Source organism: Ectobacillus polymachus (assembly GCF_048159605.1).
GTDB lineage: Bacteria > Bacillota > Bacilli > Bacillales > Bacillaceae_G > Ectobacillus > Ectobacillus polymachus.
In genome coordinates this window covers 1618891-1638861 of the sequence record NZ_JBLREB010000001.1, presented here as the reverse complement: position 1 = coordinate 1638861, position 19971 = coordinate 1618891, and the positions used below count along the sequence as shown (strand labels likewise).

Annotated in this window: 19 protein-coding genes and 2 riboswitches; of the genes, 13 read left to right on the top strand and 6 right to left on the bottom strand. The window is 37.5% G+C overall.

Features of this window, described 5'->3' with window-relative positions; all coding sequences use genetic code 11:
- The first annotated feature begins 11 nt into the window (after positions 1-11).
- The 3 genes from ACM5BR_RS08425 (at position 12) to ACM5BR_RS08415 (ending at position 2493) form a co-directional block, all read left to right on the top strand.
- On the top strand, positions 12-1172 hold the full coding sequence (locus tag ACM5BR_RS08425) for a rhomboid family intramembrane serine protease (protein WP_416827232.1): 1161 nt from the start codon (positions 12-14) through the stop codon (positions 1170-1172).
- Positions 1173-1297: 125 nt separating this feature from the next.
- Positions 1298-1507 (top strand): YqgQ family protein, encoded by a 210-nt coding sequence (locus ACM5BR_RS08420; RefSeq protein WP_416827231.1) that lies wholly within the window; start codon positions 1298-1300, stop codon positions 1505-1507.
- A 14-nt stretch (positions 1508-1521) separates the two neighbouring features.
- Positions 1522-2493, top strand: a complete 972-nt coding sequence (locus tag ACM5BR_RS08415; RefSeq protein ID WP_416827230.1) for an ROK family glucokinase — start codon at positions 1522-1524, stop codon at positions 2491-2493.
- A 48-nt stretch (positions 2494-2541) separates the two neighbouring features.
- Here the strand turns inward: ACM5BR_RS08415 and ACM5BR_RS08410 are convergent, their stop codons facing one another.
- Positions 2542-2724, bottom strand: coding sequence for a DUF2759 domain-containing protein (locus ACM5BR_RS08410; RefSeq protein ID WP_416827229.1), 183 nt, complete (start codon positions 2722-2724; stop codon positions 2542-2544).
- A 225-nt stretch (positions 2725-2949) separates the two neighbouring features.
- Here ACM5BR_RS08410 and ACM5BR_RS08405 point away from each other — a divergent pair, with 225 nt between their 5' ends.
- Positions 2950-3579, top strand: coding sequence for an MBL fold metallo-hydrolase (locus ACM5BR_RS08405; protein WP_416827228.1), 630 nt, complete (start codon positions 2950-2952; stop codon positions 3577-3579).
- Between the two features lie 13 nt (positions 3580-3592).
- Positions 3593-4714 carry a class I SAM-dependent methyltransferase gene (locus ACM5BR_RS08400; protein WP_416827227.1) on the top strand — a complete coding sequence of 374 codons (1122 nt, stop codon included), beginning with the start codon at positions 3593-3595 and terminating at the stop codon, positions 4712-4714.
- Between the two features lie 245 nt (positions 4715-4959).
- On the opposite strand, the gene ACM5BR_RS08395 is transcribed toward ACM5BR_RS08400, so the two are convergent.
- The 3 genes from ACM5BR_RS08395 to ACM5BR_RS08385 all read right to left on the bottom strand — a co-directional run bounded on the left by ACM5BR_RS08395 (position 4960) and on the right by ACM5BR_RS08385 (position 8154).
- Complete coding sequence (locus tag ACM5BR_RS08395) at positions 4960-5247, bottom strand: ArsR/SmtB family transcription factor (RefSeq protein ID WP_416827226.1); 288 nt, start codon at positions 5245-5247, stop codon at positions 4960-4962.
- Positions 5248-5890: 643 nt separating this feature from the next.
- Entirely contained in the window at positions 5891-7045 is a 1155-nt protein-coding gene (metC, locus tag ACM5BR_RS08390) for a cystathionine beta-lyase (protein WP_416827225.1), read from the bottom strand.
- Positions 7042-8154: a methionine biosynthesis PLP-dependent protein gene (locus ACM5BR_RS08385; RefSeq protein ID WP_416827224.1), complete on the bottom strand. Its 1113-nt coding sequence runs from the start codon at positions 8152-8154 to the stop codon at positions 7042-7044. Before ACM5BR_RS08385 ends, metC begins: the two co-directional genes overlap by 4 nt.
- Before the next feature lie 62 nt (positions 8155-8216).
- Positions 8217-8329: riboswitch (SAM riboswitch) on the bottom strand.
- Between the two features lie 172 nt (positions 8330-8501).
- Positions 8502-8610: riboswitch (SAM riboswitch) on the top strand.
- A 128-nt stretch (positions 8611-8738) separates the two neighbouring features.
- On the opposite strand from ACM5BR_RS08385, the gene ACM5BR_RS08380 reads away from it, so the two are divergent.
- The 6 genes from ACM5BR_RS08380 to ACM5BR_RS08355 all read left to right on the top strand — a co-directional run bounded on the left by ACM5BR_RS08380 (position 8739) and on the right by ACM5BR_RS08355 (position 16509).
- Positions 8739-10589 (top strand): bifunctional homocysteine S-methyltransferase/methylenetetrahydrofolate reductase, encoded by a 1851-nt coding sequence (locus ACM5BR_RS08380; RefSeq protein WP_416827223.1) that lies wholly within the window; start codon positions 8739-8741, stop codon positions 10587-10589.
- Complete coding sequence (gene metH / locus ACM5BR_RS08375) at positions 10565-13963, top strand: methionine synthase (protein WP_416827222.1); 3399 nt, start codon at positions 10565-10567, stop codon at positions 13961-13963. Before ACM5BR_RS08380 ends, metH begins: the two co-directional genes overlap by 25 nt.
- A 133-nt stretch (positions 13964-14096) precedes the next feature.
- A complete protein-coding gene (locus ACM5BR_RS08370; RefSeq protein ID WP_416827221.1) occupies positions 14097-15161 on the top strand; it encodes an undecaprenyldiphospho-muramoylpentapeptide beta-N-acetylglucosaminyltransferase in 1065 nt (354 codons plus the stop codon).
- Positions 15162-15332: 171 nt separating this feature from the next.
- The gene (locus tag ACM5BR_RS08365; RefSeq protein ID WP_416827220.1) at positions 15333-15524 is read left to right on the top strand and encodes a hypothetical protein; all 192 of its coding nucleotides are present in this window, start codon (positions 15333-15335) and stop codon (positions 15522-15524) included.
- 146 nt (positions 15525-15670) lie between these two features.
- On the top strand, positions 15671-16138 hold the full coding sequence (locus tag ACM5BR_RS08360; RefSeq protein ID WP_416827219.1) for a hypothetical protein: 468 nt from the start codon (positions 15671-15673) through the stop codon (positions 16136-16138).
- A 164-nt stretch (positions 16139-16302) separates the two neighbouring features.
- Entirely contained in the window at positions 16303-16509 is a 207-nt protein-coding gene (locus ACM5BR_RS08355; protein WP_416827218.1) for a DUF3912 family protein, read from the top strand.
- 82 nt (positions 16510-16591) lie between these two features.
- Here ACM5BR_RS08355 and ACM5BR_RS08350 read toward each other — a convergent pair whose 3' ends face one another.
- Both ACM5BR_RS08350 and ACM5BR_RS08345 read right to left on the bottom strand, forming a co-directional pair.
- Complete coding sequence (locus tag ACM5BR_RS08350) at positions 16592-16834, bottom strand: DUF2626 domain-containing protein (RefSeq protein ID WP_416827217.1); 243 nt, start codon at positions 16832-16834, stop codon at positions 16592-16594.
- Between the two features lie 146 nt (positions 16835-16980).
- On the bottom strand, positions 16981-17682 hold the full coding sequence (locus ACM5BR_RS08345; RefSeq protein ID WP_416827216.1) for a helix-turn-helix transcriptional regulator: 702 nt from the start codon (positions 17680-17682) through the stop codon (positions 16981-16983).
- A 223-nt stretch (positions 17683-17905) separates the two neighbouring features.
- Here ACM5BR_RS08345 and comGA point away from each other — a divergent pair, with 223 nt between their 5' ends.
- Both comGA and comGB read left to right on the top strand, forming a co-directional pair.
- Positions 17906-18952 carry a competence type IV pilus ATPase ComGA gene (comGA, locus tag ACM5BR_RS08340; RefSeq protein WP_416827215.1) on the top strand — a complete coding sequence of 349 codons (1047 nt, stop codon included), beginning with the start codon at positions 17906-17908 and terminating at the stop codon, positions 18950-18952.
- 8 nt (positions 18953-18960) lie between these two features.
- Complete coding sequence (gene comGB, locus ACM5BR_RS08335) at positions 18961-19968, top strand: competence type IV pilus assembly protein ComGB (RefSeq protein ID WP_416827214.1); 1008 nt, start codon at positions 18961-18963, stop codon at positions 19966-19968.
- Positions 19969-19971 lie beyond the last annotated feature (3 nt).

The following is a 19971-nucleotide window of genomic DNA, read 5'->3' as shown; positions in this document are numbered from 1 at the left end:
GAGGAGTTGCAATGTCTGATCAACAAGAATCGTTGTATTGGTCCTTACTATACATACTCATTTCGAAAGAAAAATACGAGCTTGTTTATTTTTCAGATGAAAATCAAGAGGCTTGGCTGGAATCTACTCAAAAAAGTAATCAAACGATTATACGTTTCAAACGATATAATTTTGACTGGGCTAATCAGGTAGAGCATGACATCATTCAGATACAACCATTAGTAGAACAATTGATGAAGCGATCCTTGCGCAAGGTACCCTCGTTTTACAATGTCTATATTTCTGAACAGGAACCTGTAGATGACTGGAAAATGAAAATGGAAGGGATGCGAGTAGCAGCACCAATTGAAACGGTATGGTTTACGAATGATAATGGCGACGAACAAAGAAAAATTATGCTTACTTCTTTGAAACTTCAAGAAGAAGATGTACAGAGTATTCAAGCATTGCATGGGGAAAATCCACTTGTACTGCGTGAGCATATAGCAAGACTTCTAGAATCTCGCCAAAAACAGCGTGAGACTATTGTGAATCATGCTAAACCAATCATGACAAAAACATTAATGACCATCCAGATTGCAATGTTTTGTATACTGGAGTGGAACGGTGGGAGTATGAATACAGCTACTCTTATTCACTTTGGGGCAAAGTATAATCCACTCATTTTACAAGGTGAATGGTGGCGTTTCTTTACTCCTATGTTTTTACATATAGGTCTCCTTCATTTGCTTATGAATACGGTAGCTCTCTATTACATAGGCAACCAAGTGGAGCGGACGATTGGGAATACAAGATTTCTCTTTATTTACCTTTTCTCAGGTTTCGCAGGCAGTGTATTTAGCTTTGTTGCGTCAAATAATGTTTCAGCCGGGGCCTCAACTGCAATCTTTGGTTGCTTTAGTGCTCTTCTATATATTACATATACCTATTCCCATATTTTTTCAAAGGGAGTACTGCAAAATGTAATTACATTAATCGTAATAAACTTATTATTTGGTTTCATCGTACCAGGTATTGATAACGCTGGGCATATTGGAGGTTTAGTAGGAGGATTCTTAGCAGCTAGTATCGTCCATGTGCCAAATCAAAAACTTGCGATATGGAAAAGAGGAGCGGCTCTTGCACTTTCCATTGTTTTACTCGGTAGTTTACTATGGTATGGATATCAGTAAGTACAATCGACTAAAATGTTGATAATTTGACAAAAGAGCAAATGATAGTAAATTGACGCTATTGTTTGTTCTTTTTATAATAGTTGTATGAGAACGTTTTCTTAGTAAAATATGGTGGTGATAGGATGACATCCATTTATGACATTCAACAAGTATTAAAAAAGTTTGGAACGATTATTTATACGGGAGACCGCTTGGCAGATTTAGAGCTTATGCATGATGAATTACATGAGCTATATCAATCCGCGCTTATTGAACTCGAACAATATAATTCGTTGAGTCTAATCATTAAGCATGAAATGCAGCTAGAAAAAGAAAAATCCAAATCAGAATAAAGGGATGGTATACGATGAATGATAAATGGTTAGTTGGGGTCGATCTTGGAGGCACAACCATCAAATTAGCTTTTATTACATATGAAGGTGAAATAATACATAAATGGGAAATTAAGACGAATACAAGTGCACAAGGATTATATATTACGCAGGATATAGCAAGAACTCTTGATGAGAAGCTAACGGAACTAGGACAAGTAAAGTCAAAATTAGCCGGTATTGGAATAGGAGCACCAGGTCCGGTCAATTTAAGCTCAGGTGTTGTATATGAAACAGTTAATATTGGATGGAAAGACTATCCTCTTGAAAAATTGCTTGAAGAAGCAACAGGATTACCCGTATCAGTTGATAACGATGCGAACGTCGCGGCTATTGGGGAAATGTGGAAAGGTGTTGGCGCAGGGGCTACCGATTTAGTCTGTATTACACTTGGCACTGGTGTTGGTGGTGGTGTCATTGCAAATGGACAAATTGTACAGGGAATAAGTGGTGCAGCAGGGGAAATTGGACACATTACCGTAATCGCAGAACATGGTGCCACATGCAATTGTGGAAAAACAGGATGCTTGGAAACGGTCGCTTCTGCCACTGGTATCGTTCGCTTAGCAAAAGAAGCGCTTCAAAACAGTGAGAAGCAAAGTCTATTACGTGATATATGGAAGAAGAATGGGACGATTACTGCAAAGGATGTATTTGATGCAGCAAAGACAGATGAGCTTGCTAATTCCGTTGTGGAAACGATGACCTTTCATTTAGGATTATCGATAGCGAATATTGCAAACACTTTAAATCCAGAGTTGGTTGTGATTGGTGGCGGTGTTTCTCGTGCTGGTGAGCTGCTCCTATCATCAATTCAAAAGAACTTTGTGAAATTTGCATTTCCTAGAGTTGCAAAAAGTACTAAGCTTGCAATTGCAACGCTTGGTAATGATGCAGGTGTAATTGGAAGTTCATGGTTAGCGAAGAAAAAACTAGAGAATAGCTAAAAGATGTACCAAACCATTATAAAAAAAGCTCTGCATGTCAGAGCTTTTTTAATGGCCAACTGGAGGATAGCCATTATTCCATAGGGTCATGATAGCAAACCACCCAAAGACGATTAGCGTTAAAAAGGAAAAAAAGGCCCCAAGCTTATTCTTTTCCTTCATTGTTTTAAACACACCATATAAAGCCAGAAGAGCTATAAGAGAAAAGATAATAACAACACTATACTTCATTATAATCCTCCTCTAAATTATTTAATTTACAATATTTTCTATTTATATTTTTTATTGTACATTCACCTATGCGAAAAGTCGAGAGTAATTGAAAACGAATTCACTCTTTTCTTTTGCATACGGTATAAAATGTTGTATGATAAAAAAAATAACTATTTTTGCTGATTTATCTTGTTTGACATGTTATTTATGAGATGAATTAGTATAGGAAGAGGAGAATATACAATGAAATGGGTACAAGTTCCATTGGGACCGATACAAACAAATGCGTATGTTGTATCTAATGATCAAAATGAATGTATTATTTTTGATCCAGGAGCAGAAGGAGATAAATTACTTACTTATTTACATGATAACGATTTAAAGCCACAGGCTATTTTACTTACTCATGCTCACTTTGATCATATTGGAGCAGTAGATGTAGTTCGCGAAGCTTATAATATTCCGGTTTATGTGCATAAGAACGAAGAGAATTGGTTAGTTAATCCTGCTTTAAATCGGTCTATGCATTTTGTAATGAGTGAAGATATCATTCTTAAATCAGCCGAATATATCATTGAAAAGGAAGGTCCATTAACAGTAGGGTCATTTTCTTGTTATGTTTATGAAACGCCCGGACATACTCCAGGAAGCATTTCTTACTATTTCAGCGAGGCAGGACTTGTATGTTCAGGAGATGCACTTTTTCAAATGAGCATTGGTCGTACCGATTTGCCAGAGGGCAGTATGATACAATTACTTTCATCTATTGAAGAAAAGCTATTTACGCTTCCAGATGAAACGAAGGTATTGTGCGGACATGGACCTATAACGACAATCGGTACTGAAAAAGAAAACAATCCCTTTTTAAGCTGAGGTGAAGTACATCATGCATTCTGTCATAAAAAAGGCGATTCAAGCGTCACCAGAGCATGCGATTTCGTATCGTACATTTATACAACTTGCTTTATATGATGAAACCTATGGTTATTATATGAAGGAGCAAGAAAAAATAGGCAGACAAGGCGATTTTTTTACTAGTAGTAATATTTCTTCTATATATGCACAGCAATTTGCTTCATTTTTTATTAAGCTTGTAGAAGGTGGATGGGTACCACCCATCATTTGTGAAATTGGCGGCGGTACAGGACGTTTTGCATTTGATGTTCTAACAGAATGGAAGAAAGAATCTCCTAATACGTTTTCATCATTACAATATATAATTGTCGAAACGAGTCCTTATCATCGTAAATTGCAGCAGCAAAAGCTACATCCATTTTCTAATGTAAAACAGCTTACTTCAATTGAACAGATCTCTTCGTTTTCGGGTATTGTTTTTTCCAATGAATTGTTTGATGCCTTTCCTGTAGAGGTTATTGAAAATACAGAACATGGTTTAGTGGAAGTACTTGTTACATTGAATGAACAGGATGAACTCGTTGAAAAACAAGTTCCTCTACAAAATAAAGCTATATTGCAATATTTACACAGTCATAATCTTCATTTGGAAGATGGACAACGGTTTGAAATTCCACTACAAATGAGCGAGTTTGTGCATCAATTAGCAAACCGTATCGAACAAGGGATATGTATTTCTGTAGACTATGGATATACAAATGAGGAATGGATGCATCCTCTTCACCGAGAAGGGAGCTTACGCGGCTATTATAAGCATCAGCTCATCCGAAATCCTTTGCTGCATCCAGGTGAGATGGATATTACTTCTCATATACATTGGGATGAATTAGAAAAAGCGGGCGAGGAAGTTGGTTTAAAGACTGTATTACGTGTAAAGCAAACTCGCTTTTTATTATCAACAGGTATTATGCAAAAGTTGATGAATCATAATGATAACAATCCGTTTTCTGAAAAGAATAAACAAAACCGTGCCATTCGTTCGCTTATCCTACAAGGGAGTATGAGTGACTATTTTCATGTAAGTATACAGCAAAAAGGAGTTTCGTCTTTTTCTGTAGGTAATTTGCTGGATACGTCAATGTTGATGGCGTAATCTGGATCATTTGTTTCTTGATGATTGGAAAGCAGCAGAAGGCTATCGGAAAATGGTATTTGAAATTCCTATTGAATTAGCGTATTATCCGTTATTTGTAGCCATAAGATGCAATGAGATACGTTCGGTGCACTGGTATTGATTTATATACAACAGGGAGATTAAAGGAGAATTTGACAAGTGGATAATGATTTAGAAAGTGAGAAAGCAACATTGAAGTGAATGTTGCTTACCTTTTCCCCTAATTAAAATAATACATTTACGAGTTGGATTACTTTTTTATTTTCTACGTTATAATATATTTCCAACCCTTTTCGTTCGCTTGTTACGATTTTTGCGCTTTTAAGCTTAGCTAGATGCTGTGAAATGGTTGATTGAGGCATGTTAAGGCATGTGTACATAGTAGATACGTTGCATGCTCCACGTTCAATCAATCCTTTCACAATACAAAGGCGAACAGGATGCGCGAGTACCTTTAACATTTCTGCATTTCCTTCGAATTGTTCTTCTCCGTCTCGAAATGAATCAAACATTTATTTTTTACACCTCCATATATACGAATAGCACCATACATAACAAAATTTTATGATAAATAGTATACCGATTGCAAATGTTTAGTCGAAAAGTAAAGAAAACGTAAGAAAAGAGATAGCTACGTAAATTAGGCTTCATATTTTAGGTAATGGTATTCAAATTAACCAAAATATGATATAAAAACAGACTGAATTGACAGTTACAAATGGAGTATATTTACTTATGAGTTAAAATTTTAATTGAATGTAAATTTGCGGATTTATTTGTATATAATTTGTAAAAATATTGTAATAAATAGCACAATCATTGTATCATATTTACTCTGTTATATATAGTACATACGTAATAGTTTCCTCTAGCATACATAAGGCTGCTATAGATGTATTTCCTAAAAAAAGAGATGATGAGAATGGGATTTCATCACCTCTTTTTTAAATTTTTCTAGATTTTAGTATCTGAATATGATAACACCTGTTTTTGAAGATTTTCACTTTATCCCGCTTTAACGGGCAGTAAGACCCCCATTTCAAGGCTTAGAGAGATCGGAGAAGGCTAAGTGGGGGACAACTGCCCGTAAAAGTCCGTATTGGCCTTTGCTAACCCTCGGTGGGGGATGAGAGAAAACCCCCACCGAGGGAAGTTTCACTTTATCTGTGATAAGGCGTTTGTAAAGTCATATTGTAAATCATCGTAGTTTTCTAACCCAACGGAAAGGCGTAAAAGTGAACGTGTAATCCCAAGCTTTTGACGTTTTTCCTCATCCATAGCTGCGTGGGACATTGTGACAGGGTAAGAGAGGATTGATTCTACAGCTCCTAGACTGACTGCAAAAACAGGTAATGTAATATGTTCTAAAAAGGTATGGAGGTCCTGCTCATTTTCTAAAACAAAGGAAAGAACTGCACCGGCATGTTTTGCTTGCTTTTGTTGTACTTCATAGCCATCATGCTCTGTTAGTCCAGGATAGTATACCTGTTGTATCTTTTCGTGATTTTGTAAAAATAAAGCCAGTCTTTCAGCAGAATGTGAGGATTGTTCTAATCGAACGTGCATCGTTTTGATTCCTCGCAAGACAAGCCAGCTATCATGCGGCCCTAGGATGGCACCAAATGCATTTTGTAAAAAGGCAAGGCGCTCGCCAAGTTTTTCATCCTGTACGACTGCTAATCCTGCTGTAACATCACTATGGCCGGAAATAAACTTCGTTGCACTATGTAACACAATGTCAGCTCCTAACGCAAGCGGTTGCTGCAGAAGAGGTGTTAAGAACGTATTATCAACAAAAGTAAGAGCACCGATTCGTTTTGCTAGGCTTGTTATTTTCCTGATATCTGTAATTTTTAAAAGAGGATTAGATGGTGTTTCAATATAGAATAATTTTGTGTTTGGTAATATCGCTTTCGTAACTGCTTCCATATTTGTCATATCTACAAATGTATGGGAGATCCCGTATCGAGATAAAACATTTGTAATGATTCGATATGTACCGCCGTATACATCCTCTGAAATTAAGACATGATCACCCTGGGATAAAAGTAAAAAGCATGTGGAGATGGCAGCCATTCCCGATGAAAATGCAAAGCCTCTCGTGCCTCCTTCTAATTCAGCGATGGTTTCTTCTAATGCTTCCCGAGTCGGATTTCCAGAACGACTGTAATCGTATTTTCCAAACTTATCCACGCTTAGCTGGTGAAATGTACTTGTGTTGTAGATGGGAACGCTCACTGCCCCTGTCTGTGTTTCAACTTTGTGATTGTTATGAAGTAATTTTGTTTGTAAAGAAAAGGATGGATTCATGCTCCTACCTCCTTATGAAGAGTATCAAACGCTTGCCTTAAATCTGTAAGTAAATCGGCTATATGTTCAATTCCAACTGAAAAACGTAACAGCCGATTACAAATACCTCTCTCGTTTCGAATTTCAAATGGAATATCGGCGTGTGTTTGAGTAGCAGGATAGGTGATAAAACTTTCAATTCCTCCAAGGCTCTCTGCAAATGTAATAAGAGCTAGCGATTGTAGGAATGGATTAATCCATTCTTCTCGCTGCAGCCGAAAGGATAGCATGCCTCCATGCCCAGGATAGAGTACATCAGTCACCTCATTTGCTTTTTGCAAAAAATCAACGATTACTTTAGCATTTTCTTCATGCTTGCTCATTCGAAGAGCTAATGTTTTCATTCCGCGCATAAGCAACCATGAATCGAATGGACTAAGTACTGCTCCGGAGGAATTGTGATAGTAGCCGAGTGTTTCGCACAATGCAGTTCCTTTTGCCACAACAAGGCCGGATAATACATCGTTATGTCCTCCTAAATATTTTGTTGCACTATGAACAACGATGTTAGCACCAAGATGAAGAGGCTTTTGCAGAATGGGTGTATAAAATGTATTATCAACGATGAGAAGAAGATTGTGCTGCTGGCTAATGGCAGCAATTTCCTCAATATCAGCAACTTGCATTAGTGGATTTGTAGGAGTTTCTAGAAAGATTGCCTTTGTTTGAGGAGATAGTACCTTGGTAATTTCAGTGAGATCTTGTATGTTCACGTATCTACATCGAATATTCCATTTTTCTTCGTAATCACGCAATAGCCGAAATGTGCCTCCATATAAATCCTCTGCAACAATGAGTTCATCTCCTGCTTGAAATAAGGATAGAACGAGCGTAATCGCAGCCATTCCTGAGCTACATGCAAAGCCTTGATCACCTTCTTCTAAATCGGCAATTGTTTTTTCTAATATGTTTCGAGTAGGATTTCCCGTTCGAATATAATCATAGCCGCTAGATTTTCCAATTCCTTCGTGACGATAAGCAGTTGAGAAATATACGGGTACGTTTACAGTTCCGGTACACTCTTCACTTCTGTTGCCAATTTGTGCAAGCTTTGTTTCTATCCGTTTCATGTTTCATCCTCCTCTAATGTAAAAAAGCCTTCTCATAAGAAGAAGGCTTTTTGGATTATACCTTCTTATCTGTCAAATTCATTGTGAATTTGCTGGAATTAGCACCGTATTAACAGGGTTGTTAATGGTTGCTGAGGCTTCGCAGGGCCAGTCCCTCTGCCTCTCTTGATAAGAATATATGAAATTGTTAAGGCTTTTTAATACTGTATATCAAAGTAGATAGAAAATGCAATTGTTTTTTGTGTATTCAGAAAAAAATATTTTTTCTGAAAATGAATTGACGATTTGCTGTCGTACATGATAAATTAATTGAAAAATTATTCACTTACAAGCTAGCAGATTTGAAACTCTTATCGAGAGTGGTGGAGGGATAGGCCCTATGAAGCCCGGCAACCTTCAAACGAATGTTTGAAACGGTGCTACAACCTGCAAAACAATGGTTTTGCGTGATAAGAGGAGGAAACAAAGGATCCCCCTCTTCTTTGAAGTGGGGGATCCTTTGTTTGATAAAATGAAACATTCTAAAAGTAGGGGTTTCTTTCATCTCCCTCTTTTGGGTTAGCAGAATATGGGGAGTGTGACATATGGGCAACTTAGTAGATAGTCTTGGGCAGGGGATCCTGATAGGAGATGGAGCGATGGGAACAATGCTCCATTCATACGGTTTGCAAAGCTGCTTTGAAGAGTTGAATGTAACAGAGCCTGAAAGAATTACTGAAATCCATAGGCTGTACGTGGAAGCAGGAGCAGATGTCATTCAAACACATACATACGGAGCCAACGAAGGGAAACTTCGTATGTATGGTTTAGAAAATGAAGTAAAAAAAATAAATCGAGAAGCAGTTCGAAATGCTAGAAAAGCTGCGAAAGCGAATACGATTGTACTTGGAACAATTGGTGGTATGAAGCATATAGGATCTGTTATGACTACAGAAGTTGAGCGGGAATTTATGCTTATGGAGCAAGCTAGCGCACTATTGGAAGAAGGGGCCGATGCTCTTCTTCTAGAAACGTTTTACGATGAAGTTGAACTCTATCACGCACTTGGCGTATTACGGAAGGCAACGAATCTGCCGATTGTAGCACAAGTAGCCTTACACGAAGCAGGGCTTACACAAAGTGGACGATTCATCGAACAAGTATTAGATGAATTACAGCAAAAAGGAGCCGACGTTGTTGGATTAAATTGCCACTTGGGACCGCTGCGCATGATTGAATCATTAGAAACAGTATCCTTACCTAGTAAAGGATACTTATCCGCATACCCAAATGCTGGATTGCCAAAATATGATAATGGACGCTATGAGTACAAAGGTACTGCAGATTATTTTGAACAGATGGCTAAGAGGTTTATCGAGCAAGGTGTACGATTGCTTGGAGGCTGCTGCGGTACGACGCCAGAACATATTCGAGCAATGAGACACGCATTGAATGGTGAAGCGCCAGTTAACGAGAAGAAGATTAAGCATCGTCCTTCACCTATTGTCACAATACAGCCTATAACAGCAGTAGTATCTTCTTTGGCTGAAAAGGCGAAACGTGAAACAACGGTTATTGTTGAATTAGATCCACCAAAACAATTGCAAACACAACGATTTTTTGAAGGAGCAAAGGCTTTAAAACGAGCAGGAGCAGATGCAATTACTCTTGCTGACAATTCACTAGCCAGCCCGCGTATCTCAAATATGGCAATGGGGGCACTCCTTAGACGTTATGATATTCCAGTTCTCGCACATTTAACATGTCGTGATCATAATTTAATTGGTTTACATTCGCACTTGTTAGGTTTGTCTTCCTTAGGCATACATGAAGTATTAGCGCTAACGGGAGATCCGGCAAGAGTTGGAGATTTTCCAGGAGCAACATCAGTATTCGATGTATCCTCATTCGAATTAATTCGGATGATAAAGGAGTTAAATGATGGGCGCTCACCATTAGGTAAATCTATCGGCGTTCCGACATCTTTTTCAGTTGCAGCTGCCTTTAATCCGAATGTTCGATACATTGACGGGGCAGTTCGAAGGATGGAGAAAAAAATTGCTGCCGGTGCGGACTATTTTTTAACACAACCAATTTTTGATAAAGAAGTGTTACGAAAAACCTACGAAGCAGTAAAAGATTTTAAAACGCCAATATTTATTGGAATCATGCCACTCGTTAGTAAACGAAATGCAGATTTTTTGCATTACGAAGTACCAGGAATTACGTTACCAGATGAAGTAAGAAAACGGATGGATAATCATCTAGCTCCTGAGAATGCGGTAGAGGAAGGGTTAAAGATTGCAAAAGAACTAATTGATGAGGCAATGAAGTTATTTCATGGTGTGTATATCATCACTCCATTTCAAAAATTTGAGATATCAGAAGAACTCGTACGATATATAAAAGTAAGAAGAAAGGGAGCAACGACATGCGGGGAATTGAACAAGCATTAGAGGAACGAATTTTACTTCTGGACGGAGCTATGGGAACGATGATACAACAGGCAAATTTAACTGCTGTAGATTTTGGCGGAGAGGAATTTGAAGGATGCAATGAATATTTAATAAAAACTCGTCCAGATCTTATCTTAGCTATTCATCAAGCATACATTGATGCAGGAGCAGATATTATTGAAACGAACACATTTGGGGCTACGAAGATCGTTTTAAAGGATTATAACCTTGAACAATATGATATAGAAATGAATGAGTTAGCCGTACAAATTGCAAGAAAGGCAGTAGAACAATCGGGTAAGGAAGTTTATATTGCGGGTGCCATGGGACCAACGACGAAGGCTATTAGCGTTACAGGCGGTGTGACTTTTGATAAATTAGTTGAATCCTATGAGAGACAATCACTTGGCCTTCTAAGAGGTGGAGTAGATGTATTATTGGTGGAAACAAGTCAGGATATGCGAAATGTGAAAGCGGCCTGTATTGGCATAGAACGGTCTTTCCAAGAGTTAAATAAGAAAGTACCAGTCATGATTTCTGGTACGATTGAACCAATGGGAACAACACTTGCTGGGCAGTCAATTGAAGCATTTTATTTATCAATCGAGCATATAAAGCCATTATCAGTCGGATTAAATTGTGCGACTGGACCAGAGTTTATGAGGGAATCAATTCGTTCTTTAAACGGTCTATCAGAAAGCTATATCTCCTGCTATCCGAATGCAGGTCTTCCAGATGAAGAAGGGCACTATCATGAATCTCCTCAGTCACTTGCAACGAAGATGAAAACGTTCGCTGAAGAAGGATGGGTGAATATTATTGGTGGCTGCTGTGGGACAACTCCTGATCATATTCGGGCTTTAAAGGAAGCAGTAGCAGGGTTGCGTCCGCGTCCTAAGTATCATCGTAAAGGTCATGCCGTAAGCGGCTTAGAACCGCTGCAATATGAAGATTCTATGCGGCCTCTATTTGTCGGGGAGCGAACGAATGTCATTGGATCACGCGCATTCAAACGTTTGATAGCAGAAGGAAAGTTTGAAGAAGCAGCGGAAATAGCGAGAGCACAAGTAAAGCGAAATGCACATGTAATTGATGTGTGTATGGCCGATCCGGATCGAAATGAAATCGAGGATATAGAACAGTTTTTACAAATAGCAACGAAAATGATTAAAACACCACTTATGATAGATTCTACGGATGAACGAGTAATGGAGCGTGCACTTTCCTACTCACAAGGGAAAGCCATTTTAAATTCAATTAATTTAGAAAACGGTGAAGATCGATTTCAAAAGGTTGTTCCACTCATTCATAAATATGGGGCTGCAGTTGTTGTTGGGACAATTGATGAGGATGGAATGGCTGTAACGGCGGATCGAAAGTTTGAAATTGCGAAAAGGAGCTACGAATTACTTACGCAAAAATATGATATTCGCCCTTCAGACATTATTTTTGATCCGCTCGTATTCCCGGTTGGAACTGGCGATCAAAACTATATTGGAGCAGCTGCTGCAACCATTGAAGGAATACGACTCATTAAAGAAGCCTTTCCTGAATGTTTGACAATACTTGGTGTTAGTAATATTTCCTTTGGTCTTCCACCTGCAGGTCGTGAAGTGTTAAATTCTGTGTTTTTATATCATGCAACGAAGGCTGGTCTGGATTATGCAATTGTGAATACGGAAAAGCTAGAAAGATATGCATCGATTTCAGAAGAGGAAAAAAAACTATCAGACAGGCTGTTATTTGATACGAGCAAGGAAACACTCGATACATTTACTGCTTTTTACCGCGTAGCAAAGAAAAAAGAAACAATAGAAGTTGAAACTCTTTCCTTGGATGAACGCTTGGCCAGATATATCGTTGAAGGCACGAAGCAGGGGCTCGCACTTGATTTACAACAGGCATTAGATGAAAAGAGAGATCCTTTGTCTATTATTAATGGTCCACTTATGAACGGTATGGATGAAGTTGGCCGATTATTTAACAATAATGAACTCATAGTAGCAGAAGTATTGCAGAGTGCCGAAAGTATGAAGGCGGCTGTCTCCTACTTAGAGCCTTTCATGGAAAGTACAGAAGCTTCAAAGAAAGGAAAGGTAATTCTAGCAACTGTAAAGGGCGATGTTCATGATATTGGAAAAAATCTTGTTGAAATTATTCTATCCAATAATGGATATGAAATTATAAATTTAGGTATTAATGTCAGATCTGATGAATTGGTGAAGCAGGTTAAGACCCACAGTCCAACCATAATTGGTCTTTCGGGCTTACTCGTAAAATCGGCACAGCAAATGGTACTAACAGCAGAGGATTTGAAGGTGGAAAGAATTGATACTCCTATTCTTGTTGGCGGGGCAGCACTTACTCGAAAATTTACAGAAACTCGAATTGGTCCGTCTTATGAGGGAATTGTACTGTATGCGAGCGATGCGATGAAAGGATTAGAACTTGCAAATCGTCTTCAAGATGAAACGGAACGCAAATTGCTACTAGAAGAAAAGAATGAGAAAACAAATGAACGAACGAAGCGTAAGGATTCTGCTATAAGCCAAACGCTTGAAATAACTCCACTTCAACATGTAAAAGCACCCGTACCTGATTCTTTGAAAAGGACGATATTGCGTGATATTCCTGTTTCATATGTAGCACCTTTTATAAATTGGCAAATGCTGCTTGGACACCATCTTGGCATAAAGGGGAATGTGAAGAAACTACTGGAAGAAGGAGATGAAAAAACCCTAAAATTACATGCTCTAGTCTCTGATTTACTGCGTGAAGGAGAAGCATGGCTTCGTCCTAAGGCAGTCTATCAATTTTTCCCTGCTTTACGTGACGGACAAACTATTTATATTTATGATCCGGAAGATCAAAGTAAAGTTCTAGAAACCTTCACATTTCCTAGACAAAAGAAAACACCAGGCAGAACACTTGCAGATTATTTACATCCTGTTGGTGATGAAATGGACTACGTTGCAATGTTCACTGTAACTGTAGGAACGGGAGTACGGGAGATTGCAGAGGAATGGAAGGAACGAGGAGATTATCTACGCAGCCATGCTATTCAGTCACTTGCTCTTGAGTTAGCTGAAGGATTAGCTGAACGTACACATATGCTAATTCGCGATCGTTGGGGATTTCCTGATAATCCGAGTGTAACGATGGAAGAACGCTTTCGTACGAACTATCGCGGGATTCGTGTTTCATTCGGATATCCAGCTTGTCCAGAGCTATCGGATCAAGAGAAATTATTCCGCCTTCTTCGCCCAGAAGAGATAGGTATTACATTAACAGAAGGATTTATGATGGAACCAGAAGCTTCTGTTTCAGCATTCGTTTTTTCTCATCCGGAGGCAAGATATTTTAGTGTGGTCTAAAGTTTGTGAAATTTTTGTAGCATCCATGTACTATAATGGAAGAGAGGATTTTTATACTATATACTTTCAGTAGTATGAAAAGACAATGATTTAAGTTCTTTTTTATTAGAACAGAATAAAGGAGCTACAAACTGTGAAAACGATTGTGTTTACAGGCGGAGGATCTGCCGGACATGTAACCCCAAACTTAGCGCTTATTCCAAAATTACAAGAGCGGGGTTGGAACATACAATATATCGGATCAAAACAAGGGATTGAGAAGGAAATTATCGAAGGAGCTGGTATCCCTTATGCGGGTATTTCAAGCGGGAAGCTTCGTCGTTACTTTGACTTAAAAAATTTCAAAGATCCTTTTCGTGTACTAAAAGGTGTTATAGAAGCATATTCTTTGATTCGAAAAACAAAACCAGAGGTTATTTTTTCTAAAGGGGGCTTTGTATCGGTTCCTGTTGTAATTGCGGGCTGGATGAATAGAGTACCGGTTTTGTTACATGAATCAGATATTACACCAGGACTCGCTAACAAAATCGCTATTCGATTTGCTTCGAAAATATTTGTCACGTTTGAGGAAGCGTTGCAACATCTTCCTAAAGAAAAAGCAGTGTATACAGGATCACCAATTCGTGAAGATATTTTACAAGGAGATCGCTACAAAGGATTAGAGTATCTTTCGTTTTCTAGTGATAAACCAGTCATCACGATAATGGGAGGAAGTCTAGGAGCGAAGCGTATAAACGAAACCGTTCGAAAATTACTTCCTCAATTACTTGAAAGCTTTCAAATTGTTCATCTTTGTGGGAAGGGAAATCTTGATTCTTCATTAATGAATAAAAGTGGTTACAAACAATTTGAATATATAAGTAAAGAATTACCAGATGTCTTGGCTGCAACGGATTTAGTTATATCTCGTGCAGGTTCCAATGCCATTTTTGAGTTTTTAGCTTTGAAAAAGCCGATGATTCTTATCCCTCTTTCTAAAGCTGCAAGTCGAGGCGATCAAATTTTGAATGCCCAATCGTTTGAAAAACAAGGATATTGTCATCTTATATATGAAGAACAGTTAACAGAAAAAGAATTACTTCATGCGGTAAAGGAAGTGTACGGCTATCGTCTTCGCTATAAGGAAAAAATGAAAGGTTTTTCTGTTCAAGGATGTATCGATGCGATTATCGAACAAATTGAGAAAGCAAGAAAGTAAAGTATAAATAGCATGTGAGAAAAGATGTGAAAGTAGCATCTTTTCTTTTCTTTTTGTTGTCAGATATGTAGAAAAATAGTCGAACCTTGTAAATAATTGTGGTAAGATAACTTGGTAGTAAGAATGAATCAATTTGCTATGCTAGGAGTAGAGGAAACGAGGAGGATTTGTATGGGACTTAGTCTCTTTGAAACGATTGTTGTTGTTTTTTGTATATTACTAGCTCTAGCAGGATTTATTTATTATATGATTATTAAATATATACACGAAAGAGAGCTACACCAATCTGAGTTTATTGCTGAATTAGACATTTTATCAGAAAAGTTATCCAAACAGAAGGAACAAAAGAAAAACATACTATAACTTTGACACGCTACTATTTTTCTTTTCTACGTTCATTTACTTCGAAATGATCCTCCTTTCTGACTAATATATATAATCTTCCTTTCGAATGGGTAACATCCTTTTTTGTATAACCACTTTACTTGAGTATGTAAGGAGAATAGAATATGAATGAAAATCTAAGTTTTCTTAATGTTGTTCAGCAGAGTCAGTTGAAAAAGAATGCTTCATTAGAGCAGCTGCTTTGTTTATTAAAAGAAGATGTAGAAGAGCTGGCGGATGAGGTAGGCTATGAAGCAATGATTGAACGGGAGTATGATGAAGAACTAGAAGAATTACTTGGAGAATCCTTGTTTCTTGAATTGCAAAATCGATTGCTTGTTGCAAAGGATGGTAGAGAAGAATTCATTACATTTATTGATGGGCTTGGGTTTCATCTATTAGATTGGGCTATTGTGTTGGAAACAGAATGTGGTGTGCATGCTGATTTCTTTACATCAGAAATCCTAAAAAAGATAGAGAAACGATTTCCGCGTTTTCCTTATGTCAATCAAACGACTACGATATTTGATTTAACGATAAAAGAAGTTAACGAACTGCTGATTCAAACTACTGGTAAAGGTTTTACATGTTGAATGCGTGCAAAAGCGCATTCTTTTTTTCTCACAAATAGAGCAGAGCATAATATACCTTAACATCTTTTGATTGCAGGAATAACAGAAAAATTTCAAAAAATGGAATTATTTACTTCTCTTGCGCATATACATATGGAATGAAGCTAAATAAAGAGGTGAAGCAGTTGAACTTTGATATTATTGGAAAGAAAGCATATATCAACTTTGGACCTTATCAGAATCAACTGGGTGTTGTTCAAGAAGGAAATGCGTCAAGATATGCATTAGAGATCGGGGAAAATATAATTGTCAATGTGGAATTGAAGGATCTTGTACTTGTTGATGTTGATTTTCGTCAATTTCATGAGTGGTGTGAACAAAATGGAATATAAATGATAAGATAGCCATAATAAAAAAAGGACAGGGTGTCCTTTTTTTATTTGCAAAACAAAGCGGCTAGGAAAAACCGCTTTGTTAATGTGATATGCCAGGAATGAGTAGAAATGTCGTATAGTATGTAAATCCTATAAAAAATATAGTTAAGTATGCCCCAAAAATATAAAGATATAGACGCTCTGATAAGTTTAAAAAGCTGAGAAGAACAAAAAAAACAGTTTGAACGAAAAAGAGTAATGACGCAGTTTTCATATCGCCTAATAAGAACATGATGGAGAAAATTCCTGTCCAGAAGCCAAGAACGCGAAACATGCGATTCATACCATCCCCCCAGATTAGAAGAATACTCTCAATATGTATTATATTCCATTTTTCCTATAATTGTAACCGCTTAAAATATTTTAATGAAAAAATGTGACAAAAAGGAAGTACGTTCCCTTTTGTCACAACATAAATATTGGTTTGGATTATTGATTAACTTGTAGTTTGTATTCACAAGCCTTGCAACCTGCTAAGATGTCGTCTTTACGGTCAAGCTCTATATCTGAAAATAACGTTTCAAATATTCCTTTCATCATTTCGCCATGCATATTGCAGACATCGTTGTAATGTTCAGGTGAAATTTCTTTAAATGGGCAGTTATATACTTGATAGTATATTTTATTTGCACTTTCTTGTATTTCAAATTCAGGAGTTAATCCAGCAGTAGTAAACGCATCCTTTGCAATATTTACTTTATCGGTAAAGGTAAGCTTATCTTCTGTTATATCAAGACGTTGAAGATAACGATCGATTAATTCTCTTCCGAATTTTTTTCCTGTTTCATAAAGCGCCAATTTTCCAGCTTCACCAAGCTGTAATAATGAATCAAGTGCAATCTGTGAAAGCATTTGATAGTCACGGAATGGGAATTGCAGTTGAATGACTTCGTTTGACAAACGGTATAAACGACTTGGGCGACCGCCTTTGCCAGTTTTCTTTGTATCGGACAAAAGCATATTTACATCCTCTAATTTTGTTAAATGGAGTCTGGCAACGTTAGGATGAATATTAAAATTATCGGCAATTTCTTGTACGGTTACATCGTCATGCTTTTTCGTAATATATTGATAAATGTAAAATCTTGTAGGATCAGACAATACACTGGTTATTTTTAATGCTTGCTCCATTATAATCTCCACCTTTTTAACTTTATCAAGAATAAAAATATTATAATATAGAAAATGTGTATAATAAGCATTTTATAAGATGATTCATTAATTGTTCATATTTGAACATACTTTAATATTTTATCTTAATTAATGTGATAAATTCCTTAAAGAAAGAAACAATTTTAGGAAATTTTCATCTGTATGGATTTATGATATATAGAAAAGGAGGAGGCGATGACCAATGAATAGCGTAAAGAGGTTTGCAGATGAAATTCTAAAAGAAGCATACGACTTGAAGGCATCTGACATTCATATTGTACCTAGGCAACATGATGCAGCTATCGAACTGCGTATGGATCGAGATCTTGCGACAAGGCATATTATTACAAAGGCATTTTCAGAACGGCTAGTTTCTCATTTTAAGTTTTTAGGATCGATGGACATAGGTGAAAAGCGGAAGCCGCAAAATGGTGCATTAGAAATTGAAATGGGTGATTCCTTTATAGGACTTCGTCTATCTACGCTTCCAACCTTAAATGAAGAGAGTCTGGTAATTCGGATCCATCCGCAGGTTAATGTTCCTCCATTATCGCAGCTTTCCTTGTTCCCCAATTCGGCAAAAACATTAGTCTCATTTTTAAAGCATTCACATGGATTAATTATATTTACTGGTCCAACAGGCTCTGGTAAGACTACAACGATGTACTCTCTCCTGCAAACAGCACAACGTGAATTAAAACGAAGAATTGTAACGCTTGAAGATCCAGTGGAGAAGCGAAGTGATGGTATGCTTCAAATACAAATAAATGAAAGAGCCGGAATTACGTATGCAACTGGATTAAAAGCAATATTACGACATGATCCGGATATCATTTTAGTTGGTGAAATCCGAGATGAAGAAACAGCAAAAGTGGCTGTTCGAGCAAGCTTAACCGGCCATCTTGTATTAACGACTCTCCATACGAATCATGCAAAGGGAGCCATCTTACGGCTACTTGATTTTCATATTTCTCATGCAGAAATTGAACAGTCTTTACTTGCAGTGGCTGCACAGCGATTAGTGGAATTGAAGTGTCCATTTTGTAAAGGAAATTGTTCGGCACTATGTAAGAAAATGCGAAAAGTACGAAGATTAAGTGTATATGAGCTTCTTTATGGACAAGAATTAACAAAAGTACTGCAAGAGGCGCGAGGAGAGGAAGCAGAGTATCATTATGAAACGCTTGCTAAGGCGATAAACAGAGGATATGTACTCGGGTTCATTGATAAGGAATACATTTCAAAATGAAATGGAGGATGAAGGAACAGGTTGATCTGTTAAAACAACTCGCAAATTTGTTAGAGAAAGGGTATTCGCTTATGCATTCTTTTGAATTTGCGATACTCGTGCTAAAAGGGCCAAGAAAGTCTCAATTACAAGCAGCAATGGAAGAGTTAAAGAAGGGAAGCAGTATTCATCTTGTCTTCACGAATCTTGCCTTTCATTCTGATATACTGGGTTATCTATTTTTTGCAGAGCAACATGGAGATATTGTAAGGGCACTTCGCCGTAGCTGTACGATGATGGAACGAAAAATTCTTCACACTAGTAAGCTTCAGAAGGCTTTTCATTACCCAGCATTTCTTCTTCTACTCCTCATCGGAATGGTACTGTTATTCAATTCGTTTTTGCTTCCTCAGTTTTCAAGCTTGTATCAATCAATCCAGTCTTCATCTCCTATTTCGGATGGAGTGATAGCAGTTTTACGTTTTCTTCCTTTCCTTTTTACCGTGCTTATGATAGGTATTCTCCTAGCTATACTTGTTTACTATACTGTTGTAAAAAAACTTCACCCATCTTTACAGATGAAAATAATGATGGGTATTCCACTCATTCGTTCCTTATTGCTTTCTTACAATTCTCATTATTTCTCCGAACAAGTAAGCAGTTTATTGCAAGGGGGGCTATCAGTAAAAGAAGTATTTCAATATATTGAAATGCAACCACATCATTCTTTTTTTCGCTGGGAAGCAACGGAAATAAAGCAGCTTCTTGAAACTGGAGAAAAGCTCGATGAGGTTCTTCAGAATAGACATCATTATGAACAAGAACTCCCCTATGTTGTTGCTCATGGACAAGCAAGTGGGAATTTAGGAAAGGAGCTTGCAGATTATAGTGAAATGGTGATTGAAAAGGTTGAATTGCTTGTTAATCGGTGCCTCGTTATTGTTCAACCTATTTTATTTGCGGTTATTGGGATCATTGTTGTGATGATGTACTTAGCCATGCTTTTGCCTATGTTCACGATGCTAGATTCTATATAGGGA